This window comes from Pseudomonas sp. TE12508 (genome assembly GCF_056279485.1).
Genome location: NZ_JBWCCN010000004.1, coordinates 263354 through 287595, shown reverse-complemented (window position 1 = coordinate 287595; position 24242 = coordinate 263354). Strand labels below are relative to the sequence as shown.

Annotated in this window: 22 protein-coding genes; 11 read left to right on the top strand and 11 right to left on the bottom strand. The window is 60.2% G+C overall.

Features of this window, described 5'->3' with window-relative positions; genetic code table 11:
* Positions 1–119 precede the first annotated feature (119 nt).
* A complete protein-coding gene (rarD, locus tag ACZ9IM_RS07525) occupies positions 120–1007 on the top strand; it encodes an EamA family transporter RarD (RefSeq protein WP_427626520.1) in 888 nt (295 codons plus the stop codon).
* Between the two features lie 214 nt (positions 1008–1221).
* Here rarD and ACZ9IM_RS07520 read toward each other — a convergent pair whose 3' ends face one another.
* Together ACZ9IM_RS07520 and ACZ9IM_RS07515 are read right to left on the bottom strand one after the other, a co-directional pair.
* Positions 1222–1740, bottom strand: a complete 519-nt coding sequence (locus ACZ9IM_RS07520) for a glycine cleavage system transcriptional repressor (RefSeq protein ID WP_123497323.1) — start codon at positions 1738–1740, stop codon at positions 1222–1224.
* A gap of 335 nt (positions 1741–2075) precedes the next feature.
* A complete protein-coding gene (locus ACZ9IM_RS07515) occupies positions 2076–2342 on the bottom strand; it encodes a hypothetical protein (RefSeq protein ID WP_131816009.1) in 267 nt (88 codons plus the stop codon).
* On the opposite strand from ACZ9IM_RS07515, the gene ACZ9IM_RS07510 reads away from it, so the two are divergent.
* Positions 2325–4502, top strand: a complete 2178-nt coding sequence (locus ACZ9IM_RS07510) for a malate synthase G (protein ID WP_427626525.1) — start codon at positions 2325–2327, stop codon at positions 4500–4502. The genes ACZ9IM_RS07515 and ACZ9IM_RS07510 overlap by 18 nt on opposite strands.
* Positions 4503–4733: 231 nt before the next feature.
* Here the strand turns inward: ACZ9IM_RS07510 and ACZ9IM_RS07505 are convergent, their stop codons facing one another.
* Entirely contained in the window at positions 4734–5180 is a 447-nt protein-coding gene (locus ACZ9IM_RS07505) for a response regulator (RefSeq protein ID WP_007904163.1), read from the bottom strand.
* A 264-nt stretch (positions 5181–5444) separates the two neighbouring features.
* On the opposite strand from ACZ9IM_RS07505, the gene ACZ9IM_RS07500 reads away from it, so the two are divergent.
* From ACZ9IM_RS07500 to ACZ9IM_RS07465, 8 genes are all read left to right on the top strand, one after another.
* On the top strand, positions 5445–7385 hold the full coding sequence (locus ACZ9IM_RS07500) for a putative nucleotidyltransferase substrate binding domain-containing protein (RefSeq protein ID WP_123497319.1): 1941 nt from the start codon (positions 5445–5447) through the stop codon (positions 7383–7385).
* Positions 7382–8089 (top strand): 3'-5' exonuclease, encoded by a 708-nt coding sequence (locus tag ACZ9IM_RS07495; RefSeq protein WP_476223644.1) that lies wholly within the window; start codon positions 7382–7384, stop codon positions 8087–8089. Before ACZ9IM_RS07500 ends, ACZ9IM_RS07495 begins: the two co-directional genes overlap by 4 nt.
* A gap of 249 nt (positions 8090–8338) precedes the next feature.
* Positions 8339–8857 (top strand): RNA polymerase sigma factor, encoded by a 519-nt coding sequence (locus tag ACZ9IM_RS07490; protein WP_032830771.1) that lies wholly within the window; start codon positions 8339–8341, stop codon positions 8855–8857.
* On the top strand, positions 8854–9825 hold the full coding sequence (locus tag ACZ9IM_RS07485) for a FecR domain-containing protein (RefSeq protein WP_476223643.1): 972 nt from the start codon (positions 8854–8856) through the stop codon (positions 9823–9825). The genes ACZ9IM_RS07490 and ACZ9IM_RS07485 overlap by 4 nt, the downstream gene beginning before the upstream one ends.
* Before the next feature lie 220 nt (positions 9826–10045).
* A complete protein-coding gene (locus ACZ9IM_RS07480) occupies positions 10046–12475 on the top strand; it encodes a TonB-dependent siderophore receptor (RefSeq protein ID WP_476223642.1) in 2430 nt (809 codons plus the stop codon).
* Between the two features lie 72 nt (positions 12476–12547).
* The gene (locus ACZ9IM_RS07475) at positions 12548–13678 is read left to right on the top strand and encodes a PepSY-associated TM helix domain-containing protein (protein ID WP_427626532.1); all 1131 of its coding nucleotides are present in this window, start codon (positions 12548–12550) and stop codon (positions 13676–13678) included.
* The gene (locus tag ACZ9IM_RS07470; protein ID WP_427626534.1) at positions 13675–13854 is read left to right on the top strand and encodes a hypothetical protein; all 180 of its coding nucleotides are present in this window, start codon (positions 13675–13677) and stop codon (positions 13852–13854) included. The genes ACZ9IM_RS07475 and ACZ9IM_RS07470 overlap by 4 nt, the downstream gene beginning before the upstream one ends.
* Positions 13855–14137: 283 nt before the next feature.
* Positions 14138–14767, top strand: coding sequence for a glutathione S-transferase (locus ACZ9IM_RS07465; protein ID WP_427626536.1), 630 nt, complete (start codon positions 14138–14140; stop codon positions 14765–14767).
* Positions 14768–14947: 180 nt separating this feature from the next.
* On the opposite strand, the gene creD is transcribed toward ACZ9IM_RS07465, so the two are convergent.
* The 4 genes from creD to rloA2 form a co-directional block, all read right to left on the bottom strand.
* Positions 14948–16318, bottom strand: a complete 1371-nt coding sequence (creD, locus tag ACZ9IM_RS07460; protein WP_476223641.1) for a cell envelope integrity protein CreD — start codon at positions 16316–16318, stop codon at positions 14948–14950.
* A gap of 158 nt (positions 16319–16476) precedes the next feature.
* Positions 16477–17904 (bottom strand): two-component system sensor histidine kinase CreC, encoded by a 1428-nt coding sequence (gene creC, locus ACZ9IM_RS07455; RefSeq protein ID WP_476223640.1) that lies wholly within the window; start codon positions 17902–17904, stop codon positions 16477–16479.
* The gene (creB, locus tag ACZ9IM_RS07450) at positions 17904–18584 is read right to left on the bottom strand and encodes a two-component system response regulator CreB (RefSeq protein ID WP_476223639.1); all 681 of its coding nucleotides are present in this window, start codon (positions 18582–18584) and stop codon (positions 17904–17906) included. The genes creC and creB overlap by 1 nt, the downstream gene beginning before the upstream one ends.
* A 59-nt stretch (positions 18585–18643) precedes the next feature.
* The gene (rloA2, locus tag ACZ9IM_RS07445; protein ID WP_007904116.1) at positions 18644–19150 is read right to left on the bottom strand and encodes a retropepsin-like aspartic peptidase RloA2; all 507 of its coding nucleotides are present in this window, start codon (positions 19148–19150) and stop codon (positions 18644–18646) included.
* 273 nt (positions 19151–19423) lie between these two features.
* Between rloA2 and ACZ9IM_RS07440 the strand changes: the two genes are divergently transcribed.
* Complete coding sequence (locus ACZ9IM_RS07440) at positions 19424–20308, top strand: acyltransferase (RefSeq protein WP_427626543.1); 885 nt, start codon at positions 19424–19426, stop codon at positions 20306–20308.
* Between the two features lies 1 nt (position 20309).
* Here ACZ9IM_RS07440 and ACZ9IM_RS07435 read toward each other — a convergent pair whose 3' ends face one another.
* The 4 genes from ACZ9IM_RS07435 to ACZ9IM_RS07420 all read right to left on the bottom strand — a co-directional run bounded on the left by ACZ9IM_RS07435 (position 20310) and on the right by ACZ9IM_RS07420 (position 24190).
* Positions 20310–20936: a DUF2780 domain-containing protein gene (locus ACZ9IM_RS07435; protein ID WP_476223638.1), complete on the bottom strand. Its 627-nt coding sequence runs from the start codon at positions 20934–20936 to the stop codon at positions 20310–20312.
* 241 nt (positions 20937–21177) lie between these two features.
* Positions 21178–22377, bottom strand: a complete 1200-nt coding sequence (gene fdhA / locus ACZ9IM_RS07430; RefSeq protein WP_305424815.1) for a formaldehyde dehydrogenase, glutathione-independent — start codon at positions 22375–22377, stop codon at positions 21178–21180.
* A gap of 179 nt (positions 22378–22556) precedes the next feature.
* Complete coding sequence (gene purU, locus ACZ9IM_RS07425; RefSeq protein ID WP_007907570.1) at positions 22557–23414, bottom strand: formyltetrahydrofolate deformylase; 858 nt, start codon at positions 23412–23414, stop codon at positions 22557–22559.
* Positions 23415–23557: 143 nt separating this feature from the next.
* On the bottom strand, positions 23558–24190 hold the full coding sequence (locus ACZ9IM_RS07420; protein ID WP_007907568.1) for a sarcosine oxidase subunit gamma: 633 nt from the start codon (positions 24188–24190) through the stop codon (positions 23558–23560).
* Between the last annotated feature and the right edge of the window lie 52 nt (positions 24191–24242).

The window sequence follows — 24242 nt, the reverse complement described above, 5'->3', positions numbered from 1 at the left end:
GTGTACGCAATTCCTCCGTAGGAGCTGCCGAAGGCTGCGATCTTTTGCTTTCAGACACGACACATCTATACAACCTCCTTACAATCCCCTCTTTGTTAGCTGCCTAAGCAAGGATTCTCATGCAAGCCGCCAACCCGCGTCGCGGGTACATCCTGGGCCTGAGTGCCTACATCATCTGGGGCCTGTTCCCGCTCTACTTCAAAGCCATCGCCAGCGTGCCCGCCGTGGAGATCATCATCCACCGAGTGCTTTGGTCCGCGCTGTTTGGTGCTTTGCTGCTGCTCGTCTGGAAACATCCCGGCTGGTGGCGCGAGCTGCGTGAGAACCCGCGACGGCTGGCAATCCTGGCCCTGAGCGGCACGTTGATCGCCGCCAACTGGCTGACCTACGTCTGGTCGGTGAACAACGGGCGCATGCTCGAAGCCAGCCTCGGTTACTACATCAACCCGCTGGTAAACGTGTTGTTGGGGATGCTGATCCTCGGCGAACGACTGCGACGCATGCAATGGCTGGCGGTTGGCCTGGCAGCGATCGGTGTCGCGCAGCAGGTGTGGCAAGTCGGCAGTTTGCCCTGGGTGTCGCTGGTGCTGGCATTGACCTTCGGCTTCTACGGATTGATCCGCAAGCAGGCACCGGTCAAGGCGCTGCCGGGGCTGGTGGTGGAAACCTGGATGCTGGTGCCGATTGCTGTCGCCTGGCTACTGTTCAATCCGACGGCGAGCAGCGCGCAAGCCGAATTCTGGACCACCTCTGAAGCCTGGTGGTTGGTGGCTGCAGGTCCGGTGACGCTGGTGCCGCTGGTGTGTTTCAACGCCGCCGCACGGCACTTGCCCTACACCACCCTCGGATTTCTCCAGTACCTGGCGCCGACATTGGTGTTGCTGCAAGCCGTTCTGCTGTTTGGCGAACACTTGTCGTCCAGCACGCTGGTGGCGTTCATCTTTATCTGGGCCGGTCTGGCGGTTTACAGCGTCGATGCGTGGATAAGTCTGCGCCGCCGCAGCTGATCAGAAAACGTACAAACCTCTACAGGCCACGTCTCCCGTGGCCTGCATCCATCCTTCCCAAGGTTATCCACAGCGTGATCCCCGGCGATTGTGCGCAAGTCACTGAAACTGCTGGTTTTTTGATCAGATCCTGAAGAGCCCCGGCCGACGTGGCCTGGCGAGGTGTCTCTACAGGTTATCCACAGGCAGGTGCACGTATAACTTGGATAACCTTTCAGGGTTCGCTACGCAGCACCAATTCGACCATCAGATCGTCCGCCAGGGTTTCCAGGCGCGATTGCAGCACCTCCAGCGACAAAGTCAGCGGCACCGCGAGAATCGCTTCAGCGTGGAACAAAGGCTCGCTGCTCATCGGCGCCGGGCGTACTTCGGTCACCAGACTTTCCAGGTTCACGCCCTGTTCGCTCAGCAGGCGCGTAATGTCTCGCACGATGCCCGGACGATCATTGCCCACCAGTTCCATGGCAATCGGCTTCCAGGTGCAGGATTGTTCGATGCCGCTTTCGGCGATCATCACGCGAATCCCCTGGGCCGACAGTCCCTGTAGGGCGTCTACCAGTTCATCGTAAGCCTCGGCCGGTACACCCACACGAAGGATCCCGGCGAACTGCCCGGCCATCCGCGACATGCGGCTCTCCAGCCAGTTGCCACCATGCTCGGCAATGCATTGGGCAATGCGCTCGACCTGCCCGGGCTTGTCCAGAGCGAATACCGTGAGTACGAGGTGGTTCATGGCGCAGCCCTCTTGTCATGACTTTTGTTATAGAAAAGCAAGTATAGGCAAGGGGCTGGTTGTGGCGAGGGGGCTTGCCCCCGTTCGGCTGCGCAGCAGTCGCCAAATTGCCAAAATGCGGACTGTTCGGATAGATGCAGGGGGCCGCTTCGCGCCCCAGCGGGAGCAAGCTCCCTCGCCACAAAGAGCAGTGCCCCATAGCAGGGCTTCGAAGATTATGTGTACAAGTTTTTATATTTAACTGGAACAATCTAATAGTTTTTTGAGAACATCCCGTTCCTCGCCATGACCGCAATGCGTCATGGGGTCGCAGAACGACGTAATTAGTCTAATTTTCACAACCGCAATTCATCATGTAGTATGCCGCAGCGCGCACTACATAACGCTGGATCGATGTCTGCCGCAGGTGCCGTCGCAACCCCTGAAAGCCCTGTCAGCAAGGCCGCAAAGCCGTTGATCGGATCGAACCCAGCCGCCAGCAATGGCATGTACTGGTAGATGGGTTTGTGGTTTAAATGGCCAGAGGCTTCATTGTTAAATTGAAGAGCTGAAAAGCGAAATAGCTGAGCAGAGTGAGGCAAGCAATGACTGAACACGTTCAAGTCGGTGGCCTGCAGGTCGCCAAAGTCCTGTTCGACTTCGTGAACAACGAAGCCATTCCCGGTACCGGCCTCAACGCCGACACGTTCTGGGCCGGTGCCGACAAGGTCATCCATGACCTGGCGCCGAAGAACAAAGCCCTACTCGCCAAACGCGATGATTTCCAGGCACGTATCGATGCCTGGCACCAGGCTCGTGCAGGTGTTGCGCACGATGCGGTGGCCTACAAAGCCTTCCTGCAAGACATCGGTTATCTGCTGCCAGAAGCGGCTGATTTCCAGGCAACGACACAAAACGTCGATGACGAAATCGCCCGCATGGCCGGTCCACAGCTGGTGGTGCCGGTGATGAACGCGCGCTTCGCGCTCAACGCCTCGAACGCCCGCTGGGGTTCGCTGTATGACGCGCTCTATGGCACCGACGCCATCAGCGAAGCGGACGGCGCGGAAAAAGGCAAAGGCTACAACAAGGTTCGCGGCGACAAGGTCATCGCCTTCGCCCGCGCCTTCCTCGACGAAGCCGCGCCATTGGCTGCCGGCTCCCACGTCGACTCCACAGGCTACAAGATCATTGACGGCAAACTGGTGGTCGCCCTCAAAGGCGGCAGCAACACCGGCCTGCGCGACGATGCGCAACTGATCGGTTTCCACGGCGATACAGCGGCTCCAACTGCGATCCTGCTGAAAAACAACGGCCTGCACTTCGAAATCCAGATCGACGCCAGCACCCCGGTCGGCCAGACCGACGCGGCCGGCGTCAAAGACATCCTGATGGAAGCCGCGCTGACCACCATCATGGACTGCGAAGACTCGGTCGCCGCGGTCGATGCCGATGACAAAGTGGTGATCTACCGCAACTGGCTCGGCTTGATGAAGGGCGATCTGTCGGAAGAAGTCTCCAAGGGCGGTCAGACCTTTACCCGCACCATGAACGCCGATCGCACTTACACCGGTGTCGATGGCAAAGAACTGAGCCTGCACGGTCGCTCGCTGTTGTTCGTGCGCAACGTTGGTCACCTGATGACCATCGACGCGATCCTCGATAAAGACGGCAATGAAGTACCGGAAGGTATTCTCGACGGTCTGGTGACTTGCCTCGCGGCGATCCATAGCCTCAACGGCAACAGCTCGCGCAAGAACAGCCGTACCGGTTCGGTCTACATCGTGAAACCGAAGATGCACGGCCCGGAAGAAGCGGCGTTCACCAACGAGCTGTTTGGTCGCATCGAAGACGTGCTGGGCTTGCCACGCAACACCCTCAAAGTCGGGATCATGGACGAGGAGCGCCGTACCACGGTCAACCTCAAGGCCTGCATCAAGGCTGCCGCCGAGCGCGTGGTGTTCATCAACACTGGCTTCCTCGACCGCACGGGCGATGAAATCCATACCTCCATGGAAGCCGGCCCGATGGTGCGCAAGGCCGACATGAAGGCTGAAAAATGGATCAGCGCCTACGAGAACTGGAACGTCGATATTGGCCTGAGCACCGGCCTGCAAGGTCGCGCCCAGATCGGTAAAGGCATGTGGGCCATGCCGGACCTGATGGCAGCGATGCTCGAACAGAAAATCGCTCACCCGATGGCGGGTGCCAACACCGCCTGGGTCCCATCGCCGACCGCCGCCGCGCTGCACGCGCTGCATTACCACAAGGTCGACGTGTTCGCCCGTCAGGCCGAGCTGGCTAAACGTGCTCGCGCTTCGGTGGACGACATTCTGACCATCCCGCTGGCCGTCAACCCAGACTGGACCGCGGAGCAGATCAAGAACGAACTGGATAACAACGCCCAGGGCATTCTTGGCTACGTGGTGCGCTGGATCGACCAGGGTGTGGGCTGCTCGAAAGTGCCGGACATCAATGACGTCGGCCTGATGGAAGACCGTGCGACGCTGCGTATTTCCAGCCAGCACATCGCCAACTGGCTGCGCCACGGCATCGTCACTGAAGATCAGGTGATGGAAAGCCTCAAGCGCATGGCGCCGGTGGTTGACCGTCAGAACGCCAGCGACCCGCTGTACCGTCCGCTGGCACCGAACTTCGACAGCAACATCGCCTTCCAGGCGGCGGTCGAACTGGTGGTCGAAGGCACCAAACAGCCGAACGGCTACACCGAGCCGGTTCTGCACCGTCGTCGCCGCGAATTCAAGGCTGCCAATGGCCTTTGAGTAAACGCTGATGTCGGACATGAAAAAGCCCTGATCGAAAGATCAGGGCTTTTTTTTACGCCGCGGCGGTCCCCTGTGGCGAGGGAGCTTGCTCCCGCTCGACTGCGCAGCAGTCGTAAATCCTGTGTATGCGGTGTACCAGGTACATTGGGATTGCTGGTTTTGGGGCTGCTTCGCAACCCAGCGGGAGCAAGCTCCCTCGCCACAGGCAAGCCCCCTCGCCCACAGCTGCTACACATCCATCCCCAGCTCATGCTTGACCAATTCAAGCAGTTTGCCGCTATCGATGGGCTTGAGCAGAAAGTCCACTACGTGCAAGTGCATGGCTTCGATCGCATCCTTCACGTCGGCGTCGCCGGAGACGATGATGATCGGCAATGCCGCACGAGCCGACTCCCGCACCTGACGGATCAGTTCCAGACCATCGACGTGCCCCATCCGCAGGTCGGTAATCACCAGCCCGATTGATGACTTCGTCTCCAGCAATTTGAGCGCCGTTTCGCCACTGGCCGCCATCATGCAGTGAATGCCGTCCAGCCCCAGAATTTCCGACAGCAATTCCCTGGAGTCCTTATCGTCATCGACGATCAGCACCCGCTGCGGCGGCAAGTCTGGTTCCAACATAACGGCACTGAGCGCTTCGCGCTCGGCATCACTCAAAATATCGTGGTCGGACATGGCTTTCTCAACGTTTTCGATTCGATCCCTGACACAGTGGTCAGACATCGCTCAGCAGACTTCAATGTGCACTTCGTCGGAAATTATTCCAATAGACAATGTAGGAGGTTTTTCCCTCAGTTGTGTCAGACATTTCCCATATTCCGACGGTGGCACTGCCTACCTAGACTTACGTCCAATGGGCACCCTGCCCGTAGGGGCCGACCATGCCTGTAACGATCTGACACAACGATCCGACACAACAATCAGAAAAAGACTGCGGTAATGGTTATGAGTAAAGCGGACGCCTTCACCCAGGCAGGGAAAACCGCGGTGTTGCAGAACATCCAGGGCACTTTGCAATTCCTACAGCGCTTCCCGCCGTTCAATCAGATGGAAAACGCCCACCTGGCCTATCTGGTCGAGCAATGTCAGCTGCGTTTTTATGCCCCCGGCGAAAGCATCATCAAACCTGCCGATGGCCCGGTTGAGCATTTCTACATCGTCAAACAGGGCCGGGTCGTGGGCGAACGTCCGCACACGGCCAAGGGGGGGACCGAAACCACCTTCGAAATCACCACCGGCGAGTGTTTCCCCCTCGCCGCGTTACTGGGGGAGCGGGCGACTCGCACCGAACACCTGGCGGCCGAAGATACCTTTTGCCTGCAGCTGAATAAGCTGGCGTTCATCAAACTGTTCGCACTTTCCAGCCCGTTTCGCGACTTTGCCCTACGCGGAGTCAGCAGTTTGCTGGATCAGGTGAACCAGCAAGTCCAGCAAAAAGCCGTGGAAACCCTCGGCACCCAGTACTCGCTCAATACCCGACTGGGTGAACTGGCCATGCGTCACCCGGTGACCTGCAGTCCGAGCACTGCGCTACGTGAAGCCGTAACGCTGATGCACAATCAACAAGTCGGCAGCATTGTGGTGGTTGATGAGCAAAAGGCGCCGCTGGGCATTTTCACCCTGCGCGACTTGCGGCATGTGGTGGCCAACGGCACCAGCGACTTCAATGAAGCCATCGAAGGGCATATGACCCGGGCGCCGTTTTACCTGACGCCGGACCACAGCGCCTTCGATGCCGCGATTGCAATGACCGAACGGCACATCGCCCACGTCTGCCTGGTCAAGGATCAGCGCCTGTGCGGCGTGGTCTCGGAACGCGACCTGTTTTCCCTGCAACGGGTCGATCTGGTGCATCTGGCGCGGACTATTCGCAGTGCCCAGAAGCTGGAAAACCTGGTGGCGATGCGCGGCGAGATCGGCCAATTGGTGGAGCGGATGCTGGCACACGGAGCATCCTCGACCCAGATCACCCACATCATTACCCTGCTCAACGACCACACCGTGTGCCGGGTGATCGAACTGGTGCTCGCCGAGAAAGGTGACCCCGGCGTGCCGTTCAGTTGGCTGTGCTTCGGCAGCGAAGGCCGCCGCGAGCAGACGCTGCACACCGATCAGGACAACGGCATTCTGTTCGAAGCCCGCGACGCGGCCCACGCCGCCGAGATTCGCGGCAAGTTGCTGCCCATCGCCCAGCAGATCAATCAGAACCTGGCGCTGTGCGGCTTCACCCTGTGCAAAGGCAACATCATGGCCGGCAACCCCGAGCTGTGTTTGTCTCGGGCCGAATGGGCGCGACGTTTTGCGGCGTTTATCCGCGAGGCGACTCCGGAAAACCTGCTGGGGTCGAGCATCTATTTCGACCTGCGCGTGGTCTGGGGCGATGAGCGAGGCTGCGAGCAACTGCGCCAAGGCATTCTCGATCAGGTCGGCGACAACCGCTTGTTCCAACGCATGATGGCCGAAAACGCCCTGCGCAACCGTCCACCCGTAGGACGTTTCCGCGAATTCGTGCTGGCTCGCAAGAATGGCGAGAAAGCCACCCTCGACCTGAAGCTCCAGGGCCTGACTCCCTTCGTCGACGGTGCGCGAGTGCTGGCCCTGGCCCACGGCATCGACGCCAACAACACCCTGGAGCGTTTTCGCCAATTGGTGGACAAAGAAGTCATCGAACGGCTGGACGGCGCGGCGTATGAAGAGGCGTATCACTTCATCCAGCAAACCCGCATGCAGCAACATCAGCTGCAGACCCGGGAGAATTTTCCCTACTCCAACCGCGTCGATCCCGACAGCCTCAATCATCTGGACCGACGCATCCTGCGTGAATCCCTGCGCCAGGCCCAACGCCTGCAAAGCAGCCTGACCCTGCGGTATCAGTTATGAGCCTGTTTTCATGGCTGCGCCCGGTCAGCCCCATTTTGCCCGGCGAACTGCAACAACGTCTGGAGCGCTTGCCTGCCATGGCCGAGCTGGGCGATTGCAGCCTGCGCGAACAACGCTGGGTAGTACTCGACCTGGAAACCACCGGGCTGAACCTGAATAAAGATCGGCTGTTGTCCATCGGCGCGGTGGTGATCGAGGACGGAGCGATCGATTTCAGCCAGCAGTTCGAACGCACGCTGCAATGCACCGAACTCAAACTCGGCCCCAGCGTGTTGATTCACGGTCTGGGCCCGAGCGCCATTGCCGCCGGCAGCGACCCCGCACAAGCCTTGCTCGAGTTCATGGAGTTCGTCGGCGACAGTCCGGTGCTGGCCTTTCATGCACCGTTCGACCAGCACATGCTGGGGCGGGCGCTGAAAGAACATCTGGGCTACAAATTGCAGCATCCGTTTCTGGATGTGGCCGACATCGCGCCATTGCTTTGTCCACAGGCACATATTCGCGAGGCCGGGCTGGACGAGTGGATCGACTGGTTCAAGCTGGAGGTTTTCGAGCGGCATAACGCCAGTGCCGATGCCTTGGCGACGGCGGAGCTGGTGCTGATTTTATTCAGCCGGGCGCGACAGCAGCAGATTCATAGCCCGTTGAATTTGCAACAGCGGCTGAGTCAGTGGAAGCGGCGGCGACAGGCTCCGTCTTTCTAGATCTTCGGTGACTGTTCGGGCCCCATCGCGGGCAAGCCACGCTCCCACAGGTTTTTCGTCGTCCGCCGATTTCGCAAACGGCACAAAACCTGTGGGAGCGTGGCTTGCCCGCGATGAACGATAACTTGGTCTGACTGGATATTTCCCCCGCCAAAACCACCCGACCAGCGCCAATTGCTTACCTCCCCCGCCTCTGCCACAATCGCGAACAATTCTCGTTACTTAACACTTCCCCTTCGGTGATGTTGCGTGTCGTCAGTCCAAAGCCCCCAGAGTGAGCTCGTTGGTGCGTTGTATCGCGACCATCGCGGTTGGCTATTAGCCTGGCTACGGCGCAACGTGGCCTGCCCGCAACGGGCCGAAGACCTGAGCCAGGACACCTTCGTGCGCTTGCTGGGCCGTGACGAACTGAAGGCACCTCGCGAACCCCGGGCATTTCTGGTGGCGATCGCCAAGGGTCTGCTGTTCGACTATTTCCGCCGTGCCGCACTGGAACAGGCCTACCTCACCGAATTGATGCTGGTTCCCGAAGGCGAACAACCCTCGGTGGAAGAACAGCAACTGATCCTCGAAGACCTCAAAGCCATCGATCGCCTGCTGGGCAAGCTCTCGAGCAAGGCCCGGGCAGCGTTTCTCTATAACCGTCTCGATGGTCTCGGCCACGCCGAAATCGCTCAGCGTCTGGGTGTGTCGGTGCCGCGAGTTCGTCAGTACCTCGCCCAAGGCATTCGCCAGTGCTACATCGCGTTGTATGGTGAGCCGGTATGAGCCCGGTCAACTCTAAGCCCGTGTCGGCGCAGGTGCTGGATGCCGCGATTGCCTGGCAACTGTCGCTGGATTCCGGCAACGTAGTCGAGCGCGAAGAGTTTGCCAAATGGCACGCCGCCCACGAAGAACATGCTCGGGCGTGGCGTCAGTTAGGCATGCTCGACCAGCGTTTCAGCGTCGCCAGCGGCCCGGCCCGCACTGCCCTGCTGCAATCGCGCGAAAGCATCCGGCGCCGGGTGCGCAAGCTCGGCAGTGGTCTGGCCAGCGTCGTCGCGGTGATCGGCCTGGCGCTGTTCGCCGGTGATCGTTATCTGCCCATCGACTATTGGCTGGCCGACCAGCGCACCGCCACCGGCGAGCAACGCACCCTGCGCCTGACCGATGGCACGCAGATCAACCTCAACACCCACAGCGCAGTGGATGTGCGTTTCGATGAGAAGCAGCGGCTGATCGTCCTTCAGGAAGGGGAAATCCTCGTCGAAACCGGCCATGGCGATGCCCGGCCGTTTATCGTCGAAACTCGCGAAGGCAGCATGCGCGCACTGGGGACACGGTTCCTGGTCAAGCGTGAAGATGAAGGCACACGCCTGAGCGTGTTGCAATCAGCGGTAGCCGCCCATCCCGAATCGAGCCCCGAGGAACAGATCCTGCGCGAAGGCCAGCAAGTGCTGATGCGCAGCAATGGCCTGGGCCCCATCATCGCCCTCAACCTCGGCGCCGATGCCTGGACCCGCGGCATGCTGGTGGTGGACAACGCGCGGCTAGAGGATCTGGTCCAGGAACTCGCTCGCTATCGTCGCGGGCATCTTGGCGTCACGCCAGAGGTCGCCGACCTGCGCATCACCGGCAGCTTCCCGCTGAACGATACCGACAAGGCGTTGAGTGCGCTTTTACCGACCCTGCCGGTGCAGATCGAACAGCACACGCCATGGTGGGTGACGGTCGCAGCAAAAACTGACGCTAAATGATCGTTCCCACGCTCTGCGTGGGAATGCAGCGCGTGACGCTCCGCGTCACATGCCGAAGCGGACGCAGAGCGTCCATTGAGGCATTCCCACGCAGAGCGTGGGAACGATCCCTTAGCGACTGGTTTACTGAATAGAAATTATTTTCATCTCGCCCTATCACTTTTCGATTCTCGTCCGGCACCTAGGCAATTGAGAAATATTTCCATTCAGGAGCCGCTGTATGTCCCGTTCGCTAGACACCGTGTTGCGCCCCCATTTGCTGGCGGTCGCCATTGCCCTTTGCGCCCCTTTGGCCAGCGGCCCACTGATTGCCGCCGAACAGGCGTCCAGCGTTCGCGCCTACAACCTGCCGGCTGCTCCATTGGCCAGCACCCTGAACCAGATCGCCAGCCAGGCCGGCCTGGCGCTGTCGTTGAATCCATCGCTGGCGGCGGGCAAGACCTCGGCCCCGGTGAAGGGCCAATTCGACGCCACCGGCGCCCTGCGTGAAGCCCTGCGCGGCACCGGCCTGCAACTGGAACAGAGCAGCGCCGGTACCTACAGCCTGGTGGCCGTGCCCGAGGGCGTGATGGCCTTGCCGGAAACCGCCGTCATTGGCCTGGAAAATGCGGAAACTGCCTGGAGCCCGGTCGAAGGTTACGTTGCCACGCGCACCGCCGCAGGCACCAAGACCGACACCGCACTGGTCGAAGCACCGCGTTCGATTTCCGTCGCCACCCGCCAGCAAATGGAAGATCGCGGTGTGCAAAACATCGATGATGCCGTGCGCTACATGCCCGGCATCGTCGCCAGCAGCTACGGCAGCGACACCCGCGCCGACTGGTTGCTCGTGCGCGGTTTCGAACCGACGCAATTCCTCGATGGCCTGCCACTGCCTAAAGGCGTGTACGCCAACCCGAAACAGGAAACCTGGAACCTTGATCGCCTCGCCCTGTTGCGCGGCCCGGCCTCTTCGGTTTACGGCCAGACCCCGCCGGGCGGTCTGCTGGACATGGTCAGCCGCCGTCCCAGCGCCGAGTCGAGCCATGAAATCCAGCTGCAATACGGCAGCGACAACCATCGTCAAATCAGCTTCGCCAGCACCGGCAAGATCGATGACGAAGGCCGGTTTACCTATGGTCTGAGCGGTGTATTGCGCGACAGCGGCACACAGGTCGATCACATCGACAACAAACGCTACAACATTGCACCGAGCCTGACCTGGAACATCGACCCTGACACCAAGTTCACGCTGCTGACACAATTTACCCGTGACGACACAGGCATCACCAGCCAGTTCCTGCCGGTGCAAGGCACGAAGATCCATTCGCCGCTCGGCGATATCTCCCATCACAAAAACCTCGGTGACCCGGACTGGGAATACTACGACCGCACCTACTACGCACTGGGCTACGCCTTTGAACATCGCTTGAACGATGTCTGGCAGTTCAAGCAGAACCTGCGTTACACCAAGTCGGACCTGTCCTTCCAGGCTCTCACGCCGGGCGCCTACCCGTTCACCCAGGTCGATGCCGAGGGCAACGTTGGCCGCTCTAGCACCAGTGTCGACGAGGACATCAGCCAGTTCGCCGTGGACAACAACTTCCAGGGCGACTTCGCGACCGGCGACATCCGTCACACCCTGTTGATCGGCCTCGATCACCAGCGCACCAATACCAACTACACCTCGATCTTCGGTGACGGTCTGACCACCAACGTCAACAACCCGATCTATGGCCAGCCAATCGTTCGCCCGTCACGCTCGACGGCGTTCTATGACTATGACCAGAAGACCTACCAGACCGGTTTGTATGTCCAGGACCAAATGGCCCTCGACCAATGGCGTCTGACCCTCGGTGGTCGTGAGGACTGGATCCACACGGGCACCAAATTCTTCAACAAGGGTGATGCCACCAACACCGAACGGGACAAAAAATTCAGCGGCAACGCAGCGATCAGCTATGTGTTCGACTCGGGCTTCGTGCCCTACCTGTCCTACGCCGAGTCGTTCCAGCCGACCAGCAAAGCCACGGCATCGCCGACCGAGTCGTTCAAGCCGACTGAAGGCAAGCAGTGGGAACTGGGCATCAAGTACCAACCGCCGGGCAGCAACACCCTGCTGACGGCTGCGGTCTATGACCTGACCCAGAAAAACGTCTCCGTCACCACGACCAACTCGGACAACGTCTCGATTACCAGCCAGACCGGCGAAGTGAAAGTCAAAGGCCTGGAGCTGGAAGCCGTTTCCGACGTCACCGACAACCTGAAAGTCATCGCCGCCTACACCCTGGCCAAGTCCGAAGTACAAAAGGGTGACTTCAAGGGCAATCGCCTGCAACTGATGCCTAACCAGCAAGCCTCGCTGTGGGCCGATTACACCTGGCACAACGGCGTGCTGGATGGTTTCGGCATCGGTGCCGGCGCACGTTATACCGGCAATACTTATGGCGACCAGGGCAACACCTGGCTGGGCAAGGCTGATGCCTACACAGTGTTCGACGCGACGGTCCATTACGACTTGGGCCGTCTGGATAACAGTCTGAAAGGTGCCTCGCTGGCACTCAATGCCACCAACCTGTTCGACAAGGACTACATCTCCACTTGCGACAGCTTCTACTGCTACTACGGCGACCAACGCAGTGTCGTCGCCAGTGCTACGTACAAGTGGTAATCGCCTGAACTGACACGCGCCACGACCAGGCCGTCCTTCGAGGACGGCTTTGGTCTTTCTGAAGGCCATGAAATGAAAAGCAAAACCATCCGCCGCTGGTCCTGCATTCACACCTGGACCAGCCTGATCTGCACGGTATTCCTGCTGATGCTGGCCCTCACCGGCCTGCCGTTGATCTTCCATCACGAGATCGACCATCTGCTGGGCGATGCCGCCGAGTTGAAATCGATGCCGGCCGATACCCCGCAGCTGGATTTGCAGCAGTTGGTGCACGCGGCTGAAAAGCATCGTCCCGGCGAGGTCATGCAGTATTTCGGCTACGACGACGAAGACCCCAACGGCGTCATCGCGATCATGGCGCCCACTGCCGGCACCGAGCCGAACTCGTCCCACACCTTCATGCTCGACGCTCGCACCGGCGAAGCATTGGAAATGCCCTCGGCCAATGGCGGGTTGATGATGGTCATGTTGCGCTTGCACGTAGACATGTTCGCTGGCCTGCCGGGCAAGTTGCTGCTGGCGTTCATGGGCATCCTGTTTGTGCTGGCGATTGTCTCCGGCACGGTGCTGTACCTGCCGTTCATGCGGCGCTTGAAGTTCGCCACCGTGCGCCACGACAAATCCACCCGCCTGCGTTGGCTCGACCTGCATAACCTGATCGGCGTGGTGACGCTGACCTGGGCGTTGGTGGTCGGCGTGACTGGCGTGATCAGCGCCTGTGCCGACTTATTGATCGCTGCGTGGCGCAACGACAGCCTGAGCGCGATGATCGCGCCTTACCGCGATGCGCCGCCGCTGACTCAATTGGCGCCTGCGACTCGCTTACTCGACATCGCCAAAGACGTCGCGCCGGACATGCAGCCCGACTTCATCGCCTTCCCCGGCACCCGGTTTTCCAGCGAACACCATTACGCCGTATTCATGAAAGGCAGCACTCACCTGACCTCGCACCTGCTGACACCGGTGTTGATCGACGCCAGCACCCTGCAAGTCACGGCGGTGGCCGAACGGCCGTGGTACATGGACGCCATGGGCATGTCGCAGCCGCTGCACTTCGGAGATTACGGCGGCATGCCGATGAAAATCCTCTGGGCGACCCTCGATGTGCTGACCATCATTGTGCTCGGCAGTGGGGTTTACTTGTGGGTGGTGCGGCGCAAGGTCGCGAAACCTGTACTCGAAAACGCGGAGTGCCCGACATGAGACCGAGACAGTCGAGCTTCTGGAAGGTCTTCGCCACGCCCACCGTCATTGCCCTGCTCAGCGCCGCGGGGCTGTTTGCCGCGTTGCTGGGCGATGGCGTGTGGGATGCATTGAGCTGGCTCGGCCTGGGCATCCCTGCCTTCCTCGCCATGCGCGGGCTGCTGCAACGCCATTGAACGCCACAAAACCTGTGGGAGCGGGCTTGTGTGGCAAGAGGGGCTTGTGTGGCGAGGGGGCTTGCCCCCGTTCGGTTACGAAGCAATCGTAAACCGGTCACCACTTTCTGATTCAAGATCGTGGCGGCTGGTTTCAGGGGCGCTGCGCACCCCAACGGGGGCAAGCCCCCTCGCCACACAGGCCCGCTCCCACATTTCGTTCCGTGCTCAGACGTGAGCTCGTGCTTGAGCTCAAGCATTAAAGCGCTATGCTGCCGACACTGCCCACGATCGAGAGGTTGCCATGTCCGCCCCCAGCATGACCTTGTTCCACAACCCCGCGTCGCCCTTCGTTCGCAAAGTCATGGTGCTGCTGCATGAAACCGGGCAGACGAACCGTGTGGCGCTGCAAGCCAGCCAGCTCACGCCGGTCAGCCCGGATCTGGCCCTCAACGAAGACAACCCGTTGGGCAAGATTCCGGCGCTGCGCCTGGCCGACGGCAATGTGTTGTACGACAGCCGGGTGATCCTCGATTACCTCGACTATCAGCACGTCGGCAATCCGCTGATTCCTCGTGAAGGCTCGGCGCGCTGGCGGCGCATGACACTGGCTTCACTGGCAGACGGGATCATGGATGCCGCGGTGATGATTCGCTATGAAGTAGCCCTGCGCGCGCCGGAAAAACACTGGGACGAATGGCTTGACGGTCAGCGCGACAAGATTCGTCGCGCTCTGGCCCTGCTGGAAGCCGACGCGATTGCCGAGCTGACCAGCCATTTCGATGTCGCGGCGATCAGTGTGGCCTGTGCCTTGGGTTACCTGGATCTGCGCCATCCGGATCTGGAATGGCGCAAAGAGAATCCGAAGCTGGCAGAGTGGTATTTTGAGGTGAGTCAGCGGCCTTCGATGATTGCGACGATGCCGAAGGTCTGAAACTCGCGGTGACTGGTCTGCCGTCTTCGCGGGCAAGCCTCGCTCCTACAGGTCCAAGTGATCCGTAGGAGCGAGGCTTGCCCGCGAAGGAACCACCGCAATCCAACGGAAACAACCCGGCAATCCGCGTCGCCAACACCTCACCCACCCGCTGATCCTCGCGCAACCCCAACGACCGGCTCATTCCACGGCTCCAATATCAAAGACCAAAGGTTTCGCGGTTTTCTGCCCGATCCCGTACCAGTCCAGCTTGCGGGTCAGCACCATGAACACGCCCAGCAGCCCGAACAACAGCAGCGAGCCCATCAACAACGCGTAATCCTCGGCACTCAACAAGCCATAGAGCAAGCCATACAACGCCGCCAACCCCGCCGAAAAACTCAAACCGTGACGCACGCTGCGCAGCACATGGCAGACATAGAAACCGATCAACGCCACACAGCCACTCGCCGACAGCAGATACGCCAGGGCGAAGCCGATGTGTTCGGACAGCGACAACAGCAACAGGTAGAAGAACGCCAGCGCCACGCCCACCAGCGCGTATTGCACCGGGTGTACCGCCAGGCTTTTCAACACTTCGAAGAGGAAGAAACCGGCGAAGGTCAGGACGATAAACAGCAACGCATATTTGATTGCCCGGTCGCTTTTCAGGTACTGGTCCACCGGGTCGATGAAACTCACGCCGAAGCTGCGACCGCTGAACGCCTCGCACTGGCCGCCAGACACACAACTGTTCAACGCCTCTTGCAGGTTGGTGGAGAAAAACGAGGTTTGCCAATTGGCGGTGAAACCCTGATCGGTGATTTCACGCTGGGCCGGCAGGTAGTTGCCGATGAAGCTGGGATGTGGCCAGTTGGCGGCCAGTGAAACCTTGCTGGTCTTGCCCACCGGGAGAACCTGCAACTGGCCGGTGCCTTGCAGGCGCAAGTCGAAACCGAAGGCCAGTTCCGTGGCCTGCCGGGTATCCAGCGCTGGTAGCGTCACATGCACACCCTCGCCCAACCAGCCCACCTGGCTACCCGGTACAAAGTCCAGGCTTTGGCCATTGAGTTCGAGTTTCAATGCATTCTCGATGCCGCGAATGTCGCTGATGCCGACGGCCAGGAACGGTTGATCGAAGCGGTAATCGGCGAAGTCCTCTTTGATGCCCAATTGTGCCGGGACCGAGAAATGCCCGCTGATACGGTTGTCGGCATGAAACAGCCGCGCCTCGTAGATACCCCGGGCGCGCAGTTCGGTCTGGACCTGGCCGTCCAGTTCGAAGCGCTCCGGCAGGAAATACAAACGGCCGCGTTCCTCGCGAACGTCCTGGTAACGCTGGTTGGTTTTTTCGTTGGTTTTCCAGGTGCGCACCGTTTTGCGATAGGGCACCACCATCAGCGGGCCGCTCAATTGCTGGCTGTAACTGGAACTGCGGGCGATGTCTTCGAGCACACCGTCGCGCAGTTGCTGGCGCTCCTGGATCACGCCGTTGATCATCAGCAACGGGATCAGCAGCAACAGAATCAAAAGGGCAATCGCCCCCAGTTTTAGGGTCAAGCTACGGTTCATGGGACTCTCCCTGTTTGGATGGGGAAAGTCTGGAGTCGATGTGTGGGGGTTTTGTGGGGGGAATGTGGAGAGTGTGTGGATTTTAGAAAAGATCGCAGCCTTCGGCAGCTCCTACGCCGAACGCGTACCCATGTAGGAGCTGCCGAAGGCTGCGATCTTTATCGGGCTAAAGGCAGATGCAAACTCACCTGCACGCCGCCATCGACATTACCGACACTCATCGCACCGCCATGCAACTTGACCACTTCTTCAACGAAGTTAAGCCCCAACCCCGTACTTTTACGCCCACTGTCCGGACGCGGCAGTGAGTAGAAGCGCTCGCTCAAGCGCGGCAACGCATAGTCGGGAATCGCCTCGGCCTGGTTAAAAAACTTGAATTCGATTTGCTCACCGAGCTTTGCGGCACTGAATCGCAGCAAGCCACGATCCGGGGTGAAATCCAGAGCGTTCTCCAGCAGATTACCCAGCGCCTGGCGCAACAGAAACGGCTCGCCGAGCAGGTTCAGATCCGCTGCAATCTGCAGTTCCACACGCAACTGCTTGCCTTCGATTCGCGCAGCCTGCGCGCTCAATAGCTCATCGACCAAACCCGCCAGCGGCACGGCCACCCGCTCTTCCAGCCCTTGGCGCTGTTCCACCTGCGCCAGGTTCAACAGTCGTTCGATCAACTGCTGCATACGTGCGCTTTCACTGTCGATGTTGCTGACGAAACGCTGCTGCTGAGCCAGCGGCATCTCGCCTTGCAGCAACTCCGCCGCACCACGAATCGCCGCCAGCGGGCTTTTCAATTCATGGGTCAGGGTGTGTACATAACGCTCGACGTAGGCTTTGCCCTCAAGCTGGGTGCGCATCTGCTCCACCGCCGTGGCCAGTTGTTCCAGCTCGCCGCCACGATAATGCGGCACCTCGACCCGCCGGCCTTCGCTGACTGCCTGGGCATATGCCGTCAACCGCCGCAGCGCCGCGCTCAGCCACCACGACAACAGCGCACCGAACAGCAAACCAAGGCCAATCAGCCCGGCGCCATAAATCAGCAATCGCCGTTCGGTGCGATCAACGTAAGGCTGCAGCGAGCTGTTGGGCTTGGCCACCGTCACCACGCCGATGATCTGGCCGTTGTCGCGAATCGGTGCCCCGACATGCATCACCGACGAATTCGAATCATCCGGGTTGCTGCGAGTCGAACGCGCGCCATATTCGCCACGCAGGGTCAGGTAGACGTCGTTCCAGCGCGAGTAGTCCTGGCCCACCGCGATGCCGCTGGAATCCAGCACCACGATACCCTTGGCATCGGTCACGTAAATACGGTGGTTGACCTGATTCTTCGGCATTCCCCAGATATTCGCCTTCGGTTGCCGCTCACCGTAAGCCTTGAGCAACTCGGGCCAGCGGTTCTGGCTGAGGGTGCCGGCCTTGAAGTCATCCCGCAGGATCTCGGCCATCAGGTTCGCGGTGTCCACCAGGGTTTCTTCGGTGGATTGGCGCACGCCGGGGCGGATTTCTTCCATCACGGTGTTGAGCACAAAGTAGCCGGTCAGGCCGATGAACAGCACATAGACCAGAAAAATCCGGATCCCCAGTGGCATCAGCTGTGCCCCGGGCTGTAGCTGTAACCGAGGCCGCGATGAGTCTGGATCGGCTCGGCGTCGGCCTTCACCTGGCGCAATTTGGCGCGCACGCTCTTGATGTGGCTGTCGATGCTGCGCTCGTAACCGGCATCGGCGGCCACACCCAACGCATCGAGCAATTGCTCGCGGCTGAAGACTCGCTCGGGTTGTTCCAGCAGGCATTGCAGCAAACGAAACTCATGGCGAGTCAGGCTCAGCGGCTGGTTGCGATAGCTGATCTGCACCCGTTCGCTGTCGATGCGAAACAGCGCTGAAGCCACCTCCGCCACCGATCGTGGCGCCATGCGCTTGAGAATCGCCCGGACCCGCGCCGCCACTTCCCGGGGGCTGAACGGTTTGACCACGTAGTCGTCGGCGCCGATCTCCAGGCCCACCACGCGGTCGATCTCGGCATCACGGGCGCTGAGGAACATCACCGGCACTTCGCTGAAACGCCGCAATTGCTTGCAGGTCTCAAAGCCGCTGATATCAGGCAGGCCGATGTCGAGAATGATCAAGTCAGCCGGCGTGGCGCGCTGATGCTCGAGCGCCGCTGCGCCAAGGCTCAACCAGGTGGTGGTGAAGCCCTCGCCCTGCAAGGCGAAAATCAGGGTGTCGGCAATCGCCGCTTCGTCTTCGACAATCAGGATATGAGGCATGGCGTCCGAGCCCGCTAGTTAAGTGGGCGAACGTTGCCCCAAGGCTGATTCGCCGTCAATCAGCAGTCGGGTTTGTCTGCCGTGAAACGCCGTGCCGGGTTCACCGCCGCACCGAATTCACGCAGTGCTTTGGCGCCGATCAACAGCGGGTAATTGAAGCTGCTGCGGTCGGTCAGGTTAACCTCGACAGTACGCTTGACGTTGCCCAGGCACAGTTCCAGATCAACCACTGGCCGTTTGGTGGGTTCGATCGCTTCTTTGTCATCGTCGTCTTCTTCGGAGCGAGTCTTGATCTTGCTGATCCGCGCGACCTTGTGTTCGTAGACCTTGTTGCTCGCGCCTTTGGTGGCGAGGCGAAAACGCACCCACTCGTCGCCGTCACGGGTGAAGGTTTCGATGTCTTTGGCCGACAGGGACGCGGTCAGGGCGCCGGTGTCCATTTTGGCCTTGAGGACTTCGCCACCGATTTCCGGCAGCGCGATGTATTCGTAACGCCCGTACAGGGTCGGCTCAGCGGCCAGGACCGGCAGGGCCACGAGGGAAAGCAGTGCAAGGAGAGATTTCACGTAGGGGGGTTCCTTGGAAAGTGGGCAGCGGGATTTTAGACCGTTGTGTGGATGATCGTTCCCATGCTCCGCGTGGGAATGCCTCATGTGACGCTCTGCGTCACGCTTTGGGGACGCGGAGCGTCCCGGACTGCATTCCCACGCAGAGCGTGGGAATGATCGCTATGTCAGTCCAACATACCGCCGCAAACGTGAAACATTCGTCACCACTGATTTGGCCTGTCGCTTGAAGCTGCTTATCATGGCGCGCCCAAACGCTTTCAAGAGTTACTTATGCGCCGCCTGCTCACCGGCTGTTTCGTTACCCTGCTGCTGTTGCTTAACACCCTGGTGCTGTTCGGGCCTTTGATGGTGTTCGCCCTGCTGAAACTGCTCTTGCCCGGGCGCTTTCGCGATGATGCCTCGGCGGCGGTGATGTGGATTGCCGAAACCTGGGCCGAGATCGATAAGCTGATTTTCCGACTGTGCATTCCCACCCGATGGGACATCCGCGGTGGTGATGATTTGCGCCGCGACACCTCGTATCTGGTGATCGGTAACCATCAATCCTGGGTCGACATCCCGGCACTGATCCAGACGCTTAACCGGCGCACGCCGTTCTTCAAATTCTTCCTAAAGAAAGAACTGATCTGGGTGCCGTTCCTGGGCCTGGCCTGGTGGGCGTTGGACTATCCGTTCATGAAGCGCTACACCAAGGCGTTTCTCGCCAGGAACCCGGAGCTGGCCGGCAAGGACCTGGAGATCACCAAACAAGCCTGCGAGTTGTACAAGCGTCAGCCAGTGACAGTGGTCAATTATCTGGAAGGCACTCGATACACCACAACGAAAAGCGCACAGCAGCAGTCACCCTTCACCCACCTGCTCAAGCCCAAGGCTGGCGGCGTGGCTTTTGTGCTGGCGGCGATGGGCGAACAGCTGGATGCCATTCTTGATGTGACGGTGGTGTATCCACAGCAGAAGATTCCGGGGTTCTGGGATTTGATCAGCGGCAACGTGCCGAGGGTGATCATCGACATCCACACACGTGAACTGGACCCGGCGCTGTGGCAAGGCGATTACGAAAACGATCCGGTGTTTCGCGAACACGTCCAGAACTGGGTCAACCAGCTCTGGATCGAGAAGGACCGGCGCATCAAGGCCCTGCGCGCCGAGGGCTGACTCAGCTACCTATGCCGGTGCCGATGCCGGTGCCCCAGATTCCGCCAAGGTTTTGCAGCAGCGAACCGGCGACGCCTTGCTGACCGAGGTATTGCAGAATCACCGGGGCAAACAGGCCGATCATGCCGGTGTCCATGCCCAGGGCACTGAACGCGCTGTTCAGGTCCTTGGTGTCCTTGACGTTACCCAGCAAACCATTGAGCAAAGGGTTCTTGTCGACACCACCGCCGAGCAGCCCGCCCAGCCCACCCAGCCCGCTCAAGCCACTGATGGCGCTGTTGCCGGCGATCTGATCGAGGCCCGGCACATTTTTGCTCAGTTCGGTGAAGTCCTGGCCGCTGAGTTGGTTCCTGGCCAGCCCCAGCATCGCACCGGCACCACCCATGGCCTGTTCTGGCGTGACATTGAGCTGAGACCCCAGGGAAGTGAGCAAACCGGCAGCCTTGGGTAGCGCCGCCACGGCGTCTTCGCTCTCGTCGCTCTCATCGTCCTCGTTACCCTGCATCGCCGTAACCGCATTGGCCGCATCGCTGAAGCTGAACTGCGCAAAGGCCGGGCTGGCGGCCAGCGTCGTCAACGAAGCAACAGCCATGAGCGATGCCAGCGCAAAACCGCGTGAAACGTTCATCCAGACATCCTCTTGTGCCATGAGAACCACCCGGCAGGGCAGCAAAACTGCCGATTTGACCGGGCATCTGCTGGCATGTTCCCCCCCGGTCGTGGAACCCCGAATCCATACGATGAATGGTACGCCCGCTCCCGCCGAACAGGCCTGTGAACAACCCGGCAGAACCTGAAAGCGCAGGCTGCGGTGCTCCATAAAAAAGGGCGACATCACTGTCGCCCCTTTTTCCGTCTTGCTCCCAGCCTTACGCTGCGCTGAACATCTTGTGCGGATCGATCACAAACTTCTTCGGCACGCCCGCATCGAACTCGCCATAACCACGCGGGGCGTCGTCGAGGCTGATGACTTCGACACCCACGATGTCGGCAATCTTGATGCGGTCCCACATGATGGCTTGCATCAGTTGGCGGTTGTACTTCATCACCGGGGTCTGGCCGGTGTGGAAGCTGTGGGATTTGGCCCAGCCCAGACCGAAGCGAATGCTCAGGCTGCCCATTTTCGCGGCGGCATCCACCGCACCCGGGTCTTCAGTGACGTAGAGACCGGGGATACCGATTTTGCCCGCCACGCGAACCACGCCCATCAGCGAGTTGAGCACGGTGGCCGGAGCCTCGTGCTTCACGCCGGCATGGCCGTGACCGCGAGCTTCGAAGCCTACGGCATCGACGGCGCAGTCCACTTCCGGTTCGCCCAACAGTGCAGCGATTTGTTCGTGCAGTGGGGTGTCTGTCGACAGGTCGGCGATTTCGAAACCCTGAGCCTTGGCATGGGCCAGGCGGATCGGGTTGACGTCACCGATGATCACCACCGCAGCACCCAGCAGGCGAGCGGAAGCGGCAGCTGCCAGGCCAACCGGGCCGGCGCCGGCGACGTACACGGTGCTGCCAGGGCCAACGCCGGCAGTCACTGCGCCGTGGTAACCGGTGGGCAGGATGTCGGAGAGACAGGTCAGGTCACGGATTTTTTCCATGGCCCGGTCGCGATCCGGCAGTTTCAGCAGGTTGAAGTCGGCATATGGCACAAACGCGTATTCGGCTTGGCCACCGGTCCAGTCACCCATGTCGACGTAACCATAGGCACCGCCCGGACGCGCCGGGTTAACGCTCAGGCAGACGCCAGTATGTTGCTCTTTGCACGAACGGCAACGGCCACAGGCAACGTTGAAAGGAACCGACACCAAGTCGCCGATCTGCAGGTTCTCGACACCGCTGCCCTTCTCGATCACTTCACCCGTGATCTCGTGGCCCAGCACCAGACCGGTCTGAGCGGTGGTACGCCCGCGCACCATGTGCTGATCGGAACCACAGATGTTGGTGGACACTACGCGCAGGATGACGCCGTGCTCGATCTTCCTGCCGCGCGGGTCCTGCATTTTGGGATAGTCGATTTTCTGTACTTCGACCTTGCCAGCGCCGAGATACACCACACCACGATTACCAGACATGCTTTCACCTCGCTGTTGTTTTTATGTAGCGGTCGCGTCGCCATGGATCGGCGGCGCGTTGATTGCTCGGGTTATTGCCTGTGTGTCTTGTGTTGTTTGTTATGGCGCCATCGCTAGCAGGCTAGCTCCCACAAGGGTACGCATTTCAATGTGGGAGCTAGCCTGCTAGCGATGGCGATCTAAAGAACGACCGTGCGATTGGCGTTCAAAAACACCCGTCGTTCAATGTGATACCCCACCGCCCGCGCCAGGGTCAGCCCTTCGATATCCCGCCCTTTGGCGATCAAATCTTCCGGGTAATGACTGTGGTCCACGGCCTCTACGCCCTGGGCGATGATCGGGCCTTCGTCCAGGTCGTTGTTGATGTAATGCGCCGTGGCGCCGACCAGTTTCACGCCCTTGTTGTAGGCCTGGTGATAGGGCTTGGCACCCTTGAAACCCGGCAGCAGGGAGTGGTGGATATTGATCGCCTTGCCATCGAGTTTGCGGCACAGCTCTGGCGACAGAACCTGCATGTAGCGCGCAAGAATCACCAACTCGGCGCCAGACTCTTCGACCACCTGCCAGACCTGACGCTCCTGGGACGGCTTGTCGTTCGGGTCCAGCGGAAAATGGTAGTACGGAATCTGGTGCCAATCGGCCAACGGCTTGAGGTCCGGGTGATTGGAAACCACGGCGACCACGTCCATCGACAACTGGCCGATGCGCTGGCGGTAGAGCAAGTCGTTGAGGCAGTGATCGGCCTTGGACACCATGATCACCACTTTCGGCCGGTGATGCGGCGGGGTCAGTTCGAAGACCATCCCGAAGGCGTCACCACGTTCCGCCAAACCTGCGCGAAAAGCTTGTTCGTCGAAGCCATCGGGCTGACGGAACTCCACGCGAATGAAGAAACGGCCCGAGAGCCGGTCATCGAAGGAATGGTGCTCGGTGACGTAGCAGCCCTGCTCGAACAGAAAGCGGGTCACCGCATCCACGGTGCCGAGGACGCTGGGGCAGTCGGCGGTCAGAATCCATGTGTCTGGTGCGCGGCTCATAGTGCGGTGACTCCTGTAGCGAAACTGATCGTTCCCACGCTCTGCGTGGGAACGCCGCCATGGACGCTCTGCGTCCGCTTTGGGACGCGGAGCGTCCCGGGATGCATTCCCACGCAGAGCGTGGGAACGATCTTTACGCTGTGTTACGCCTGGACGCTAAGGCCGTATTCAGCGGCCGCATCCTGCAACCACAACCACCAGTAATCCGAGAAGCTGCGACGAATCAGCAGTTCCCAGGTGTCTTCGGCGGTGTGGCGGATCATCAATTGCGACTTGGCGAACACCGTGCCGACAGCCTTGCCCACCGGGAAGCTGTTGGGATGCACGTCATAGCTGGTGGATTTCATCAGCACCTGGCGTACGTTCGGGCCGCTGAGCTCGAGGATCTGCTGGCCGCCGCTGACGTTGACGATCTGGATGTGCAGGTCGCCCAGTGCTTCACGCAGCTTTTTCTCGGCAGCGAACTCTTCACCAGTCGGCACGATCAGCAGCCATTCATCCGGCCCCATCCATTGCAGGCTGGTTTCGCCTTTGATCACCACGGTCAGCGCGGCGGGCAGTTCCAGGCCGAGGGCCTTGTGCACGCCGGCGGCGAACGCGGCATCGTGGCCATCGCCACGGATGGTCAGGTGACCGAGGAGTTTTTTCTCACGCACGATCACGCCGGCGTTCTTGCGACCCTTGCCCACCAGGCTGGCGAGGTCGGCATGATGCAGCGACGACTCGGCCTTGGCCCCGGTGGTTGGGCGTTGTTGGTAAACATTGGCTGCGGTCATAAAGCACCTTTCTTTTGTTGATCGTTCCCACGCTCTGCGTGGGAATGCCGCC